This is a genomic window from Neorhizobium sp. P1_A6 (assembly GCF_056406795.1).
Map to the genome: position 1 here is coordinate 366,093 of NZ_JBFTZM010000001.1, position 15,827 is coordinate 381,919.

Annotated in this window: 17 protein-coding genes; 6 read left to right on the forward strand and 11 right to left on the reverse strand. The window is 61.8% G+C overall.

The window, feature by feature from the left end; translation table 11 throughout:
• Positions 1-39 precede the first annotated feature (39 nt).
• The 6 genes from AC1D3C_RS01570 to AC1D3C_RS01595 all read right to left on the reverse strand — a co-directional run bounded on the left by AC1D3C_RS01570 (position 40) and on the right by AC1D3C_RS01595 (position 7,670).
• Positions 40-729: a GntR family transcriptional regulator gene (locus tag AC1D3C_RS01570; RefSeq protein WP_477481625.1), complete on the reverse strand. Its 690-nt coding sequence runs from the start codon at positions 727-729 to the stop codon at positions 40-42.
• Positions 730-733: 4 nt separating this feature from the next.
• Positions 734-1,711, reverse strand: coding sequence for an NAD(P)/FAD-dependent oxidoreductase (locus AC1D3C_RS01575; protein ID WP_477481626.1), 978 nt, complete (start codon positions 1,709-1,711; stop codon positions 734-736).
• Between the two features lie 2 nt (positions 1,712-1,713).
• Positions 1,714-3,381, reverse strand: coding sequence for a UGSC family (seleno)protein (locus tag AC1D3C_RS01580; RefSeq protein ID WP_477481627.1), 1,668 nt, complete (start codon positions 3,379-3,381; stop codon positions 1,714-1,716).
• A gap of 87 nt (positions 3,382-3,468) precedes the next feature.
• Positions 3,469-5,001: a malonate--CoA ligase gene (locus AC1D3C_RS01585; protein WP_477481628.1), complete on the reverse strand. Its 1,533-nt coding sequence runs from the start codon at positions 4,999-5,001 to the stop codon at positions 3,469-3,471.
• Positions 5,001-6,374: a malonyl-CoA decarboxylase gene (locus tag AC1D3C_RS01590; protein ID WP_477481629.1), complete on the reverse strand. Its 1,374-nt coding sequence runs from the start codon at positions 6,372-6,374 to the stop codon at positions 5,001-5,003. Before AC1D3C_RS01590 ends, AC1D3C_RS01585 begins: the two co-directional genes overlap by 1 nt.
• 81 nt (positions 6,375-6,455) lie before the next feature.
• The gene (locus tag AC1D3C_RS01595; protein ID WP_477481982.1) at positions 6,456-7,670 is read right to left on the reverse strand and encodes a polyhydroxyalkanoate depolymerase; all 1,215 of its coding nucleotides are present in this window, start codon (positions 7,668-7,670) and stop codon (positions 6,456-6,458) included.
• A gap of 116 nt (positions 7,671-7,786) precedes the next feature.
• Between AC1D3C_RS01595 and AC1D3C_RS01600 the strand changes: the two genes are divergently transcribed.
• From AC1D3C_RS01600 to AC1D3C_RS01625, 6 genes are all read left to right on the forward strand, one after another.
• Complete coding sequence (locus AC1D3C_RS01600) at positions 7,787-8,440, forward strand: glutathione S-transferase (RefSeq protein WP_040125649.1); 654 nt, start codon at positions 7,787-7,789, stop codon at positions 8,438-8,440.
• Between the two features lie 460 nt (positions 8,441-8,900).
• The gene (locus AC1D3C_RS01605) at positions 8,901-9,329 is read left to right on the forward strand and encodes a nucleotidyltransferase domain-containing protein (protein ID WP_477481630.1); all 429 of its coding nucleotides are present in this window, start codon (positions 8,901-8,903) and stop codon (positions 9,327-9,329) included.
• Positions 9,322-9,738 (forward strand): hypothetical protein, encoded by a 417-nt coding sequence (locus tag AC1D3C_RS01610; protein ID WP_477481631.1) that lies wholly within the window; start codon positions 9,322-9,324, stop codon positions 9,736-9,738. Before AC1D3C_RS01605 ends, AC1D3C_RS01610 begins: the two co-directional genes overlap by 8 nt.
• 117 nt (positions 9,739-9,855) lie before the next feature.
• Positions 9,856-10,695: a tryptophan 2,3-dioxygenase gene (gene kynA, locus AC1D3C_RS01615; RefSeq protein ID WP_477481632.1), complete on the forward strand. Its 840-nt coding sequence runs from the start codon at positions 9,856-9,858 to the stop codon at positions 10,693-10,695.
• Positions 10,696-10,799: 104 nt separating this feature from the next.
• Positions 10,800-11,579 carry an AraC family transcriptional regulator gene (locus AC1D3C_RS01620; protein ID WP_477481633.1) on the forward strand — a complete coding sequence of 260 codons (780 nt, stop codon included), beginning with the start codon at positions 10,800-10,802 and terminating at the stop codon, positions 11,577-11,579.
• A 113-nt stretch (positions 11,580-11,692) separates the two neighbouring features.
• Entirely contained in the window at positions 11,693-12,118 is a 426-nt protein-coding gene (locus AC1D3C_RS01625; RefSeq protein WP_477481634.1) for a VOC family protein, read from the forward strand.
• Positions 12,119-12,120: 2 nt separating this feature from the next.
• Here AC1D3C_RS01625 and AC1D3C_RS01630 read toward each other — a convergent pair whose 3' ends face one another.
• From AC1D3C_RS01630 to AC1D3C_RS01650, 5 genes are all read right to left on the reverse strand, one after another.
• Entirely contained in the window at positions 12,121-12,444 is a 324-nt protein-coding gene (locus AC1D3C_RS01630; protein ID WP_247137518.1) for a hypothetical protein, read from the reverse strand.
• A gap of 73 nt (positions 12,445-12,517) precedes the next feature.
• A complete protein-coding gene (locus AC1D3C_RS01635; protein ID WP_247137529.1) occupies positions 12,518-13,423 on the reverse strand; it encodes a 2-hydroxyacid dehydrogenase in 906 nt (301 codons plus the stop codon).
• Between the two features lie 68 nt (positions 13,424-13,491).
• Positions 13,492-14,271, reverse strand: coding sequence for an amino acid ABC transporter ATP-binding protein (locus AC1D3C_RS01640; RefSeq protein ID WP_309493815.1), 780 nt, complete (start codon positions 14,269-14,271; stop codon positions 13,492-13,494).
• A 46-nt stretch (positions 14,272-14,317) separates the two neighbouring features.
• A complete protein-coding gene (locus AC1D3C_RS01645) occupies positions 14,318-15,118 on the reverse strand; it encodes a transporter substrate-binding domain-containing protein (protein ID WP_247137517.1) in 801 nt (266 codons plus the stop codon).
• Between the two features lie 51 nt (positions 15,119-15,169).
• Positions 15,170-15,826, reverse strand: coding sequence for an amino acid ABC transporter permease (locus tag AC1D3C_RS01650; protein ID WP_080952390.1), 657 nt, complete (start codon positions 15,824-15,826; stop codon positions 15,170-15,172).
• Position 15,827 lies beyond the last annotated feature (1 nt).

Sequence of the window (15,827 nt, forward strand, 5' to 3'; positions counted from 1 at the left end):
TCCTTCTGCCGCAATCGATCCCGGTGGCGATGTTCCTCATCATTCGCCGGGGATCAGCTGGCGTTCCACCGGGCGCATCAGCGCCAGGAAGTCGCTGAAATATTCGCCCTGGATGACGACATGGTTGCGCATCGCATCGCGGGCGCGGGCGTCGTCGCGGTCCCGGATCGCTGCAAGCACCTCGTCGTGCTCGGACAGCGAACTGTTGACGCGGCCGGGCACCCGCAGCTGCAAGCGCCGATAAGGCTTCAGCCGTCGCTGTAGCGCATGGGCGTTTTCCGCCAGGAAGCCGTTGCCGCTCGCCTCGTAGATCACCCGGTGAAATTCGGCGTTGGCGTAATAATAATCGTCCGAATTGCCGGCCTGTTGGGCGGTGGCGCAGGCAGCCTGCGCCTCTTCGAGCAATTTCAGCTGTTCCGGGCGGATGCGGCGGGCGGCAAGCCGGGCGCACATCGCCTCGAGTTCACCCATCACCTCGAACATTTCGACAAGCTCGGTGATCGTCAGCTGGGTGACGAAGGCGCCGCGATTGGGCACCATCTTGACGAGGCCCATGGTGCTGAGCTGGATCAGTGCCTCGCGCACCGGCGTGCGGGACACCTGATGGCGAGCCGCGAGCCCTGCCTCTTCGAGCCGGTCGCCGGGGGAATAAAAGCCGGTGACGATATCCTGCTCGATCGCGTCGCGAACGCTCGGTTTGCCCTGTTTGCCTTTGAGCAGCACGTTCATGCACCTATCCTGCAGATGCGGCCGCGATATCACGCGGTCCTGCCTGTTGGGTATTACCCTGACGCTGTGCCAGATGGCGCACCGCGGAAATTGCCGCCGTCACGCCGTCGCCTGCCGAGGCCGCCAGATGCGCGACCGAGCGGGCACGAATGTCTCCGGCCGCGAAAATGCCCGGCACAGATGTCTGCATGTCGAGATCAACGACGATCCGGCCATCGGCAGCGAGCGTCACGGTATCGCTGAGGAAAGACGTATTGGGCTCAAGTCCGACATAAACGAAGACGCCATGGCAGGGGAGATCGCTCTCTGCGCCCGTCGAAAGATCGCGGACGGTTATGGCGCTGACGCCGCCTTCGCCGCGGATCGCGGTGGCCACCGTGTTCAGTCTGACTTCGATGTTGGAGGCTTCGTTGGCTTTCGTCTGCAAAGCGGCACTGGCGCGGAGGCGCGAGCCGCGATGAATGACCGTGATGCGGGCAGCATGAGGGACCAGCGCCAGCGCTTCGTCGAGTGCGGAATCCCCGCCGCCGATGATGCAGACCTGTTTGCCGCGCATCAGCGGTCCGTCGCAGGAAGCGCAATGGGAAACGCCGCGTCCCTCCAATTCGGCTTCGCCCGGAATGCCGAGCGTCCGCTTGGCCGAGCCAGCCGCTATGATCACCGCGCCCGCCATCAGATCAAGTTCGGCGCCGGCGATGCGGAAGCCGATATCTGTCTTCGAGATGGTCTCGATCGTATCGAGCGCGAATTCGACGCCTGCCTCGTCCGCCTGCATCTGCAGCATCGGGCCGAGTTCGAAACCGGACATGCCTTCGGCAGGTCCCGGGAAATTGTCGATGCGGTCGACATTGATCACCTGGCCGCCGGCGCCGAGCATGTCGACGATCATCGTGCGCGCGCCGTGCCGGGCCGAGGCGATGGCGGCATTAAGCCCCGCCACGCCGGCGCCGATCACCACGATGTCGTAATCGTTCGCGCTCATCGTCAGCGCCAATCGTCGACGGAAACGGTCGTGCGGTAATGCGCGCCGTAAATCTGCCAGTAGCCGTTGGACTCGCCGCCGACGACCACGACATTGATATCCTGCGGGCGGAAGATGTGGACAAGTTCGTCCTTGCCCGGCTTCAGCTTGCCGGCCATCGGTTCCTCGCCGAAGGTGGCGCGCGGATAGATGTAATTCTGGACGAGCTGCAGATCCCAGTAACGGCCGGCCGGCATCTGCGCCGTCTCATAGATGAAGTCGAGCAGATCCTGCTTGTTCACGAACCCGCCGCGGTCGATGAACTGCCTGGCGCAGATCGGGTCGAGAACGAGGGTCGGCGCGGTGATCGCGTCGGTGCCGAGCAGCATGTCGCGCACGTGCTCGCGCCAGTATTCCTTGCGCAGGCCGAGGCTGAAGGTCGTGGAACGGCAGCCGTGGAAAATGCTGACGGTGCTCGTCCGGGCGTCGAAACCCTTCTGCACATGCAGCGGCTCCCACGGACTGCGCTCCTCGTTTTCCGCGAAGGTGAGGTTGTTGTAGGTATAGTTGTTGCCAAGCGACCCCATGAAGGTTTCGCCGACGACCGAACCGCCCTGCAGGTTCTGCGACAAAAGCCCGAAGGCGCGACCGATCGTGGCATTGGCATGGCTGTAGGGGCCCAGTGCGCCGACGCCGCAGTTCATGCCGATCTCGTTGCGAACGGGTCCGTTGACGACGGCCATCGCCGCTGCCGAAGAAGAGGTCGATCCGCGGGCGGAGACTTGAGCTGCCGCCAATGCCAGGATGACCGGGAAATATTCGGGAGAAGCGCCGGCCATGACGGCGTTCACGGCGACCTTCTCGACGGTGTATTCCCACAGGCCGCGATTGGTGGTCGGCTGCATATGGCCGACCACCTCGTCCGGCTTGCGGGAGGTCGCCGCCAGCATGTCTGCGACGCGGGCGTCGGTCGGCAGAATGATCGGCAGCTTATCGGTCCAGCTGTTGCGCAGGAAGGCGGCGTGGAGATTGTCTTCCGTGTCCGGTTCAACGAGGCGCGGCGTGCTGCGCTCGAACTGGGCATCCTCGGCGCTTGCCGAAAGGCCAACGGTCAAGGCCTCGATGATTTCCTTCATCACCGGCTTGCCGCTGATCGGATCGGTGCCTTCCACATAGGCGCGCAGTTCTTCCGGCGTCTTGCCCATCACCGGCTGCGGCACGAAGACCAGCGGCTGCTGCGAAAGCCCGCCCATCTTGGCGACGGAGCGAACGACCTTGTCGAATTTCTCGGTATGAATGGCTGCGGTCGGTACGCCGTATTTGGTTTCCAGCGTGATCGCATGGGTGGTGACGGCCGGTGCGCAGGTGCTGCAATGGCCGACGCCGATGATCGCGGCATGGCCGTTCGCCTTGATCTCTTCCCAGAGCTGCGGGTCATCCTTGGAATAGGTATTCGCCATCTGGCGAATCCGCACGTCCACCGAGGGCATGTTGCGTGCAAACCAGGCCTCGACCTCCTTCAGGAGCTCGACGGAATCGTCAAAGCGGCTGTCGACGAGATAGAGGACCTTGCCGTCGAGGCTTGTCGGGCGGTCAGCCGGCTGCTTGCGGCTGACCTTCGGCGGGTAACCCATCGGATTGTGGACGGTGACGAGCGGCTGAGCGCTGTCCGGCTTTCCCTGTTGCAACATCCCACTTCCTCCCGAAATGTTCCGTGCTCGTATGCAATCATAGTCCACGCGTATACATGAACCGTCAAGTCCCAAAATTGCGATTTGCTATTTTGCGGCGGCGGCTGTGGGCTCGAAAGTTCCGGAAAACTGATTGCGGAGGGCATTCTTCTGCACCTTGCCCATCGTGTTGCGGGGCAATTCGGTCATGAATGCCACCTTTTTCGGGCGTTTATAGCCCGCCAGGCGGCCATCGAGCGCCTTGATGACCTCCTGTTCGGTCAGCTGGGCACCTGATTTCAGGACGATCGCGGCAATGATGCCTTCGCCGAAATCCGGATGCTTGACACCGAAAACGGCGCTTTCGGTAACGCCTGGCATGGCGTCGATCTCCATCTCCACCTCTTTCGGGTATACATTGTAGCCGCCGGTGATGATGAGATCCTTGCCCCGGCCGACGATATGGACATAACCGTCCTTGTCGATCTTTCCGAGGTCGCCGGTGATGAAGAAGCCGTCCTTGCCGAATTCCGCCGCGGTTTTTTCCGGCATGCGCCAGTAACCCGAAAACACGTTGGGGCCGCGCACCTCGATCATGCCGATCTCCTCGGTGCCGAGGGAGGCGCCTGTTTCGGGGTCAGTGACCCGCACCTGGACCCCCGGCAACGGAAACCCGACCGTGCCGGCGACACGCCGGCCGTCATAGGGGTTCGAGGTGTTCATGTTGGTCTCGGTCATGCCGTAGCGCTCGAGGATAGCGTGGCCGGTGCGCGCCTGCCATTCCTCGTGGGTTTCGGCCAGAAGCGGCGCCGATCCCGAGACGAAGAGGCGCATACGGGCGGTGCTGTCCCTGTTGAGCCCCGGATGTTGCAACAGCCGGGTGTAGAAGGTCGGCACACCCATCAGCACGGTCGCCTTCGGCATCGCCTCCATGATCTTGTTCGGGTCGAACTTCGCGTGGAAGATCATCGAGGCGCGCGAGGCGAGCACGACGTTGGTGGCGACGAAAAGCCCATGCGTGTGGAAGATCGGCAGCGCGTGGATCAGCACGTCCTTGTCCGTGAAACGCCAGCTTTCCACCAGCGACACCGCGTTCGACAGGAGGTTGTCGTGGCTGAGCATGGCACCCTTGGAGCGCCCGGTCGTGCCGGACGTGTAGAGGATTGCAGCGATATCTGCTCCGCCCCGCTCTGAGGTCTCGGTTATCGGCGTGGCGACGGCGGCGGCATCGGTCAATGTCCCCTTGCCTGCCGGGTCGAGCGTTAGGACTTTGGCGCCGGTCGCCTTGGCGATCGGCTGCAGCGCCTCGAATTTCGAGGGATCGCAGACGAAGACCGAGGGCTCGGCGTCGGTGAGGAAATATTCGATTTCCGCCGGCGTATAGGCGATGTTGAGCGGCAGGTAGACGCCCCCCGCCCTGACTGTCGCCAGATAGAGCGCCAAAGCCGCGACTGACTTTTCTGCCTGGACGGCGACCCGGTCGCCCGGCTGCAGGCCGGCTTCGAGAAGGACTCCGGCAAGCCGTGCGCAGTGATCGGCGAAGGCGCGGTAGCTCATGGCGCCGACCGTCTCGTCCGTCAGGAGCAGCCGATCCTCCCGGTCGAGCCCGCCGAGCAGCGCGTCATAGAGATTACCAGCCATCAAAACACCTCCTGGGAAACCGGTTGGGCCAGTTTTCGCAGCGCCGGCGTCGCCGCGATATGGCCGTTTTCGGCATAAGCTTCATGATTTTTCTCGATCTCGCCGAGCCGGTAGCGATAGTTGACCATCAGGCCGTAGGACTGGCGCATGCCCTTCGGCGAACGGTCGCCGAGGAAGTTGAGCCGCTCGGCCTGTGCGCCGTTGCCGAGGTGGAATCGCGCGACCGGATCGACCGGCCGACCGTTGCCGCGCCGGACGTTCAGCAGGTAATGTGCGCCGAGCGGCAGCATGGCGCGCTGGATCTGGTCGAGTTCGCGCTCGTCGGCCGACGCCCAATCGCCTTCCAGCCGAGCCATAAGCCGCTGTTTTTCCTCTACGATCTCCGCGCTGTCGGTGACGCGGCTCTCGCCGCGCAGCCAGGCGCCGAAGCCCGGAATGGGCGATAACGTCACGAAATTTTCGAGCCGCGGCAGGTCGCGCTTCAGGTCGTTCACCACCTGCTTGATCAGGAAATTGCCGAGCGAAATGCCAGCCAAGCCGCGCTGGCAGTTGGAAATCGAATAAAAGACGGCCGTCGTCGCCTGCTGCACTTCCAGCGGCTGGCGGTCGCGTGCCAGAAGCGCGTCGACCGAAGCCGGCAGGTGGTCGGTCAGCGCCACCTCGACGAAGATCAGCGGCTCGTCTTCCAACTGCGGGTGAAAGAAGCCGAAGCAGCGGCGGTCGGCCGGCGCCAGCCGGCGGCGCAGATCGTCCCAGCCGTCGATATCGTGCACAGCCTCGTAGCGGATCAGCGCCTCCAGGATATTGGCGGGCGTGGTCCAGTCGATCGATCGCAACATCAGGAAACCCCGGTTGAACCATGAGGAGAAGAGATGGCAGAAATCGAGGTTGACCGGCTGCAGCGCCGGTTCCTTGGCCAACATGTCCATCAGATGTTCGCGCATCTCGACCAGCGTTGCGGTGCCGCGCTTGGCGAAATTGATGCGGCGGAAAAGCTCCTGCCGGCGCGGCTCGGCCGCGTCGTGCAGCCTGGCAATATTCTCCGCGCTCGGCTCGGCGTTATAGGCGGCCGCCGCGGCGTCCAGGACCGGGCGATCCGGGCCGAAACGGTCGAGCAGCGCGCGCATGAAGGCGTCGCGGTCCGGGACGCTTGCCTGGCGGTAGGCTTCGAGGAAGGCTTCGGCAAGAATGGCGCCGGAGACTTCGCCGCGGCGCGACAGGATCATCTCGGCAAGGCCGGCGAGGTCGCGGTTCTGCACCGGCGGCGATGAAAGGCCGAACAAGGCCCGGCCGCGGCCGGACAATGACTGGATCAGCTCGCCGATAAACGGAGGAGCATCCCACCAGCCGAAAACCGGATCCCTGCTGCTCATCTTTTTTCTCCTACCCCTTCATTGCATACAACAGATGGATGATCGTATGCAAGCGAAGGTGCAAGGCTGGCGCCTGTCGCGCTATTCCATCGCGAGGATCATGTTGCGGACGACGGGATAGATTTCCTTCTCCCAGCGGCGGCCGCTGAAGACGCCGTAATGCCCGACATTGGCCTGCAGATGATGGCGGCGCAGGTGCGGGCGCAGCGAATGACAGAGGTCATGGGCCGCAGAAGTCTGGCCAAGCCCGCAGATATCGTCGCGCCCGCCTTCGACGGTCAGCAGCGCCGTGGCGCGGATATGGTTCGGGTCTACCTTGCGGCCATGGTGGGTGTAGTTGCCGCTCGCCAGCTCCGCCCTCTGGAACACCCGATCGATGGTCTCGATGTAGAATTCCTCGGTCATGTCGAGCACGGCGAAATATTCGTCATAGAAATGCTTGATCTTGTCCGCCTCGGCGGTCTCGCCATTGGCGAGGTGCCGGTAGAGCTTGCGATGCGCCTCGACATGCCGCTCCATGTTCATGCTCATGAAGGCGACGAGCTGCAGGAATCCCGGATAGACGCGCCGTCCGCTGCCCGGAAAACCCATGGGTACCCCGGTGATCAGCTCGCTCTTGAACCACGACAGCGGCTTTGAGACCGCAAGTTCGTTGACCTTGGTCGGGCTCTCGCGGGTATCGACCGGTCCGGCCATCAGCGTCATGGTGCGCGGGGTTGCCGGGTTCTTCGCCTCCGACATCACCGCGACGGCGACGAGCGCCTGTACGCAGGGCTGGCAGACGGCGAGGATATGCCCGCGCGGACCAATCTCTTCCAGGAAGCGGATGATATAATCGACATAGTCGTCCATGCCGAAGCGGCCGGCGGACGTGGACACGTCCCGCGCATTGGCCCAGTCGGTAACGTAGACGTCATGGTCCTTCAGCAGCGTCTGGACGGTGCCGCGCAGCAGCGTCGCGAAATGGCCGGAGAGCGGCGCGACCACCAGCACCCGCGGGCGCGGCGTATCGACGTCGGCGACGAAATGCAGGAGCCGCCCGAAAGGCAGGTCGAGCGCCGTCTCGACTGATATCGGCACGTCGCGGTTGCCGATCGTGACCGAGGTAATCTCGAACTCCGGCCGCTCGTGGGTGATCTTGAAGCGGGACATCAATTCCAGTGCTGCGGCAGCATGCCGGCCCATTTCCGTGCCGGCGCCGAAGAACAGGGCAGAGGACATCAGTTGCAGGCGTCGGGCCATATCCCGCATCGGCGAGAGGAGGTCGTCCTGGAATTGATAGGCCTGATAGAGCATGAACATGTCCCCGCTCACCGCAAAAATGCGGCAGTGCAAAAATGCTAGTGCAATATGTCTCGCGATGCGAGAAGATTGTCACCGGACGCATGATTGTCCGGCAAGGATTGAAACTGATGACGCAGGCGGCACTGACGATTTCGTCGAAAAACTATTCCTCCTGGTCGCTGCGCGGTTGGCTGCTGTGCCGCATGGCGGGGCTGGATTTCGAGGAAGTGCTGGTCGAGATGAACGACGATGCGCGCCAGGAACTGCTGCTCCTGTCTCCCTCCGTGCTGGTGCCGCGGCTGACCCATGATGGCGTCAACGTCTGGGATACGCTGGCGATTGCCGAATATCTGAACGAAATCACGCCGGATGCCGGTCTCTGGCCGGCCGACATCGCCGACCGCGCCCGTTGTCGTGCGGTCTCCGGGGAAATGCATTCCGGCTTTCACAATCTTCGCTCGGCCCTGCCGATGAACCTCAAGGCCCGGCACGAACGCTTCAAGATCTTTTCCGGCGCCCGGCCGGATGTGGAACGGGTCAAGACGATCTGGGCGGAGTGCCTGGAAGCGAGCGGTGGCCCGTGGCTTTTCGGCGAAAAGCCGACGGTGGCGGACGCCATGTATGCGCCCGTCTGCAGCCGCTTCCGCACCTATGCGGTCGAGCTTGAACCGAAGCTTGCGGCTTACGCCGACGCTGTCCTCGCCTGGCCGCTGATGCTCGAATGGACCGAAGGGGCGCTTGCGGAACCGGACGAAATCGTCGAGTTGGAAGTGGAATTCTAGACCGCGAAAGACATATCAGGACTTAGGTGGCAACTGCCACCACCGTGGATGCCATCGGTTATCCTTCTGAAGTCCGAGAGCGGCTGGGCCTGGGGACGCATCCTCACCCTGGATTGGCCTCGCAAGATTGACAACTCCGCTTGGACTATATATCTAGCATTAAAACTAGATATCGGGTTTTAACACTAAATATCTAGTCGTTAAACCAAATAACCGGCTCTGGTTGAGACTTTAAATGGCCCGATCATCGAGAGAAAGCGCAATACGGTATCCTCTTACCGCACTTCTTGGTGTCGACTCCAATTTACGGGTGTTGAGGGTTCTGTCACTGCATGGAGGAATGTTGGCCTCCAGCGAGATTATCCGCAAAAGCCGCCTGGCTCAGGAAAGTGTGAGAAGGGCTCTAGGCGATCTCGTTTCTCTAGGGGTCGTATCTTCGTCTGGGGTGGGGCGATCGAGCGTGTACTGCCTTAACGTCAACCACTATTTCTTTCCAGCGTTATCAAATCTTTTCAAAGCCGAAAGTGACCGCTTTTTAGCAATTTTGGATTCGGTGCGTCAGAGCGCCTCCGGGATGCCGCTCTTCAGTCTGTTTTACTATGGTAGTGTTGCCCGCGGGGAAGATAGACCGGATAGCGATCTGGACATTGGGATAGTCGCCCCAGTTGACCACCTTGCCCCCACAACTGAGCGGCTGCGTGAGAATCTGAGAGGCGTGTCGGAGAGGCTTGGCTTTCTCCCTAATGTGGTCGGTCTGGACTTTGCCGATATCGAAAGACTGGATAGAGACGCGGACCCATGGTGGAAGAGCGTTATATCGGAAGCAACAGTCCTTTCCGGAAGGCGTCCCGAAGATGCGATCGGCGAGATTGGAGAGGGACGTGGTTAGAACGGGGGCTACAAAGAAAAAAGATGAGGCTTTTGCAAACGGCAGGCTTCTGATAGCCCGCGGGTACCTCAAGGATGCACGTAATAGCAATGCTGTCGCAGATCCTGGCGACATTGGCAATCCATCGATGTCGACCGTCATCAATTGCGCGATCGCTTATTCCGACGCTCTGACAGCGAAGTTCCGCGGTGAGATCAACCAAGATGACCATCAAGCGATCACCAAGCTATTGAAAGCAACCTTGGGGAAAGAATTCCCTGCCAAGCAAGAATCCAATCTGCGCGCGCTCCTCGAGCAGAAGGACGAGGTGCAGTATGGTTCAAGGGCAAAGACGCGCGGAGATGCGGAGAGATCTCTGGAGCGCCTTGAAGAGTTCGCTGAATGGGCCGAAAAACAGTTCACGCTTTGAAAAGTCAGGGTGCCGAGCCCGAAGGGCTCACCGGATCGAGACCGTTTGACTGAGGTCAATGGCCTTTAGGAGAAAGCCTGGTGGCAGTTGCTACCTATTCGTGGGCATATGGATATTATGAGCTCGAAACCTTACGATCCCAGCGAAGACGGCGCGGAAATGTCTTTTCGCGAGAAGATGTCCTATTCCGATTACCTGCATCTCGAAAAGGTGCTCGACGCGCAAGAGCCGATCTCGGCGGCGCATGACGAACTGCTGTTCATCATCCAGCACCAGACATCCGAATTGTGGATGAAGCTTGCGATCCACGAGATCACCTCGGCGATCGAAGCCATCCGTAACGACGATCCGCAGCCGGCCTTCAAAATGCTCACCCGCGTCGCCCGCATCTTCGAGCAGCTCAACAATGCCTGGGACGTGCTGCGCACCATGACGCCCAGCGAATATACGGAGTTCCGCGCCTCGCTCGGCCAGTCTTCTGGTTTCCAGTCCTATCAGTACCGGGCGATCGAGTTCCTTGCCGGCAACCGCAACGTCGCGATGCTCGGGCCGCATGCGCATCGGCCCGATATCATCGAGAAGCTGGAGGGCATCCTCGCCCGCCCGAGCCTTTACGACGAGGCGCTGATGCTGCTTTCCCGGCGCGGGTTCGATATCGGCGAGGACGCGGCCAGAACCGACTGGCGTACAAAGCGCCCCGAGAACGAGCAGGTGCTGGAGGCCTGGAAACAGGTCTATGGCGCGCCCGGCACCTATTGGGAGCTTTACGAACTCGCAGAAAAGCTGGTCGATTTCGAGGATTATTTCCGCCGCTGGCGATTTAATCACGTCACCACGGTGGAACGGGTCATCGGCTTCAAGCGTGGTACCGGCGGCACGTCGGGAACGTCGTATCTGAAGAAGATGCTGGAGGTCGAACTGTTTCCCGAACTCTGGCGGGTGCGCACCGTTCTGTAAGCCGGGTGAGGCTCAAAGCTGCCGGTTGGTGATCTTCTCGAGCCGGGTTATGCTGGCTGAAACGCGAGGAGCCGATGCGCGCGAAGGGACGAAACGGATTTCGGATGTTTCGATGCGGCATGGCCGGCGTGCAGGCGGTCGTGGCCCGCTCCGACCACCATTTTGCCCGTCACACCCATGACCAGTACGGCATCGGCGTGATCGAGAGCGGCGCCCAGAAATCTGCAAGCAGACGCGGTCCGGTGGAGGCCGGACCGGGCGACGTCATCACCGTCAACCCCGGTGAAGTGCATGACGGCGCGCCGATCGGGGACGAAGGGCGTTTCTGGCAGATGCTCTATTTCGATCCGGATGTGATAGCCGGCGCCGTCGCCGATATCCGCCAGGGCAGGCCCGGCGAGTTCGAATTTGCCGATCCGGTGCTGCGGCAACCGCCGCAGGCCATGACGATGCGGCAGCTGTTCACGGCGATGACCGTCGAGCAAGCCGGCGCCGAACTTCGCCGCCAGGAATTGCTGCTGACGCTGCTGGCCGAGGTGATGCGGGACGCGCCGGAGCCGAAACCGGTGCCGCGAGCTATCCGGGCAGCGCGCGAACGGATCGATGACGATCCGGCCAAAGCGGTCAGCCTTGCCGACCTGGCGGACCTGGCCGGCGTCAGCCATTTCCAGCTCCTGCGCGCTTTTGACAAGGCGACGGGGCTTACTCCGCATGCCTACCTGATCCAGCGACGTGTCCAGTTGGCGCGAAAACTGATCGCCGGCGGGACGGGACTTGCGGAGGCGGCGCTGGGCAGCGGCTTTGCGGATCAGAGCCACATGACCCGCATCTTCACCCGCAGTTTCGGGATTTCCCCACGCCTCTACGCGGTTGCGGTGCGTTGATCGCAGACGTACGGCAGCTTTCGCGGAGGACGAGCGGATGACGCTTGCCCTCTGTTGCGGGAATGTTAGGCTTTGCCTTCGGATATCCATCTGATACCGGGAGGGCTCAGACAATGGCCGCATGCTTCAGATACATCGTCAACGATGTAAAGGCAGCGATCGATTTCTACACAGCGCACCTTGGCTTCAAGCTCAAGATGCACCCTGCCCCGCCTTTTGCGGAAATCTCGCGTGGCGACATGCATCTCTATCTCTCCCAGCCGAACCCGCGGGGTGGCGGCGGTGCGCCGATGCCATCCGGAGAGCAGCAGGCACCCGGCGGGTGGAACCGTATCCATCTGACCGTCGACGACCTGGACGGGATGGTCGAACGCCTGAAACTGGCCGGCTGCGGCTTCCGCAACGAGATCATCCAGGGGACGGGCGGCAAGCAGATTTTACTGGAGGATCCGTCCGGAAACCTGATCGAATTGTTCGAGCCGAACACGCCCGCTTACCGCGCGCCCGGCTCAGGCACGAAGACCGCCGGCGGTCGATGAACTCAGGACAGCGCCAGATCGAAGACGTGGTGATGGATGCGGCCGTCGAACATGTCCAGTAGCCCCTTGGTCATGTCCCGGCTTTCGTAACGCACCGGCGATTCCAAGGCCGCGGCCAGCGCCTCGCGGCTTTCGTACATGGTCGACAGCACCATCGGGTAAGACGGTGCACCGTCGTCGCGCTCGATATTGTAGAGCACGCGTACTTCCTTGATGCCCGGAAAAGCCAGCCACATCGGCATCAGCTTCTCGGCGACATAGCTTTTGAACGCTTCTTCCTGGCCGGCATGGATCGTGCCTTCGAAAAAGGCCTGACGGATGATCATCTCGTTTCTCCGCTTCACGTTTGCGCTGCGCAATTCCCAACGGAAAACCGCTTCACACTTTTCCTGGAATTGCTCAGTTGACGGTGGTCGGCGGCTTTTCGCCGGCGAAATGTGCTGCGATATTGGCAAGCAGCAGCTCCCCCATGGCGACGCGGGTCTCGACCGTGGCGCTGCCCTGGTGTGGCATCAGCACCGTGTTCGGCGCGGTGAAGAAATCTTCGCGGATGCGCGGCTCGTCGAGATAGACATCGAGGCCGGCTGCGCCGATCGTGCCGTCGTTGAGGGCGGCGAGCAGCGCGTTTTCGTCGACGACGCTGCCGCGAGCAATATTGATCAGGATGCCCTTCGGTCCGAGCGCCTTCAGAACCTCGGCATTGACGATGTCTTTCGTCTGCGCATTCGCGGCAACGATGACGCACAGCACGTCGCTATCTTCCGCCAATGCCACCGGCGAGGCACAGGACTTCCAGGTCGTGTCCTTGATCGGCGAGCGGTTCCAGAAGCGCACGTCCATGCCGAAGGCTTCGGCGCGGCGGCCGAAGGCCTTGCCGATCTGGCCGAGGCCGAGGATGCCGACACGCTTGCCCTTCGGGCTATGCCCGAGCGGAAAGCCTTGGCTGCCCCATTTGCCGGCACGCACGAATGCGTCGCCCTTGGCGATATGGCGCAGCACGCCGAGCATCAGCGCAATGCCCATGTCGGCGACGTCATCAGTCAAAACGCCGGGCGTGGTGGTGACGTCGATATTGCGGCTGCGGGTGAATTTGAGGTCGACCTTGTCGGTGCCGACGCCATTGATGGCGATGACGCCGAGCGAGGGCAGCTTCTCGATCCATTCGTTGGAAAGGCCGGTGCCGCCGCCGGTCGCGACGGCGCGGATGTTCGGCAACGCTGCTTCCAGCGTTTCCTTCTGCGCCGGGTCATACAGCCGATGCACGGTATAGGCTGCGTCGAGCTGGTCCTCGATGAACGGCATCATCGGTTCCACAAGCAGGATATCTGGTTTCACGTCCGGAACTCCTTAATTTCAATGAGTGGCAGTGGCGTTCAAGAGATCTGTCCGAGGAAGATCTTCAGGCGCTCGTTCGTGGGATTGCCGAAAAATTCTTCCGGCGCGGCGGTTTCGAGGATCTCGCCGCGGTCCATGAAGATCACCCGGTCGGCGACCTGCCGGGCAAAACCCATTTCATGAGTGACGCAGAGCATGGTCATGCCCTCCTTGGCGAGGTCGATCATGGTGTCGAGCACTTCCTTGACCATTTCCGGGTCGAGCGCCGAGGTCGGCTCGTCGAACAGCATGATCTTCGGGTTCATGCAGAGCGCGCGGGCGATCGCTACGCGCTGCTGCTGGCCGCCGGAAAGCTGGGCGGGATATTTTTCCGCCTGTTCGGGAATGCGCACCCGTTCCAGGTATTTGCGAGCGGTCTTTTCCGCCTCGACCTTCGAAATGCCACGCACCTTCATCGGCGCCAGCGTGCAGTTTTCCAGGACCGTCATGTGCGGGAAGAGGTTGAACTGCTGGAAGACCATGCCAGTCTCCTGGCGGACGATATCGACGTTCTTGCCGCCGGCGGTCAGGTCATGACCGTCGACAACGATTTTGCCCTTCTGGATCGTCTCCAGCTGGTTGATGCAGCGGATCAGCGTCGACTTGCCGGAGCCGGAAGGCCCGCAGATGACGATCCGCTCCCCCCGGGTGACCGACAGTTCGACGTCCTTCAGTGCGTGAAAGCCGCCGTACCACTTGTTGACGCCTTCCATCCTGACGGCGAGTTCGGAAGTTCCTCGCGTGGCCGCGGCCGATGCGTTTGCGTTCACCTCAGTCATTGCGAGGAACTCCCTTTCGATCTCAGTTCTGGGCGTGGTTCTGGTCTTACTTGGCGTTGGCGACGAAGTCCGGCAGCGGAGCGCCGAGCCATTTTTCATGGATCTTGCCGAGTTCGCCATTGGCCTTGACCTTGGCGATGAAGGCGTTGACAGCCGTCAACAGCTCGCTCGAGCCCTTGCGCACGGCGATGCCCTGAACCTGCTGGCTGAGCTGAAGCTTCTGGGTGAACCGGCCGGGAGCTGCCTTTTCGATCTGGGCGGCGACAACGTTTGAGACGCCGATCAGCTGAACCTGACCGGACAGCAGGGCCTGCACGGCGCTGGCATCGTCGTCGAAACGCTGGATCTTGGCATCCTTCGGGGCGATCTTGGTGACGCCGGTATCCTGCGTCGAGGCGCGGGCGACGCCGACCGTCTTGCCGGACAGGTCTTCCGGCTTGGAGACCTCGGTCGCCTTGGCGCCGAAAACGCCGATCGAGATGCCGGCATAGGGCTGCGAGAAATCGACGCTCTTGGCGCGCTCCTCGGTGATGCCGAGCGAGGCGACGAGCAGGTCGACCTGGTTGCTCTGCAGGTAGGGAATGCGGTTCGGGCCGGTGACCGGAACGATCTGCACCTTCACGCCGAATTCCTTGGCAAGCAGCTTTGCCACGTCGGCATCATAACCGTCCGGCTCGTTCGAGGTGTTCATGATCCCGAACGGCGGGAAGTCGACCAGCATGCCGATCTTGACGGTGCCTGCGGATTTGATGCTTTCGACGGTCTGCGCCGATGCGGTGGAGGCGCCTGCGCCCATCATCAGGCCTGCGCCGATGACGGCCATAACCACGCGTCTAGAAATGTTCATTTTCCTACCCTTTTCTGTTGCACCGGTTTCCTCCCTCCGGCTCGGGTCCCGTCAACGTGCCGTTGCGCGGGAAAATCTGAGTTCCATCCGTCGCGCCAGCACCGAAAGCGGCCAGCAGAGGACGAAATAGACCGCGGCCACCGTGCCAAACACCATGAACGGGCTGAACGTGGCGTTGTTGATGATCTGGCCCTGGCGGGTGAGCTCGGTAAAACCGATGATCGCCGCAAGCGAGGTGCCCTTGATCAGCTGCACCAGGAAGCCGACCGTCGGCGCCACCGCGATCTTCGAGGCCTGCGGCAGGACGATATAACGCATCCGGTTATAGTAGCGCAGGCCAAGCGCGGTCGCGGCTTCCCGCTGGCCGGGCGGCACCGCCTCGATGCAGCCGCGCCAGATTTCGCCCAGAAATGCGCTTGCATGCAGGGTGAGTGCGACGGTTGCGGCAAGCCATGGGTTGATGGCGAAACCGAGGATGTTCATGCCGAAGAACACCAGGAAGAGCTGCATCAAGAGCGGCGTTCCCTGGAAGACGCGGATGAAGCCGGTGGCGATCAGCCGCGGCCATTTAGCATCCGAGACGCGCATGAGCGCGATCAGCAGCCCGCCGATGCCGCCGCCAGCAAAGGCGATCGCCGACAGCGCGATGGTCCACTGCGCCGCAAGCACGATGATCCAGAATTCGTTGATGCCGAAAGGTCTGATCAAT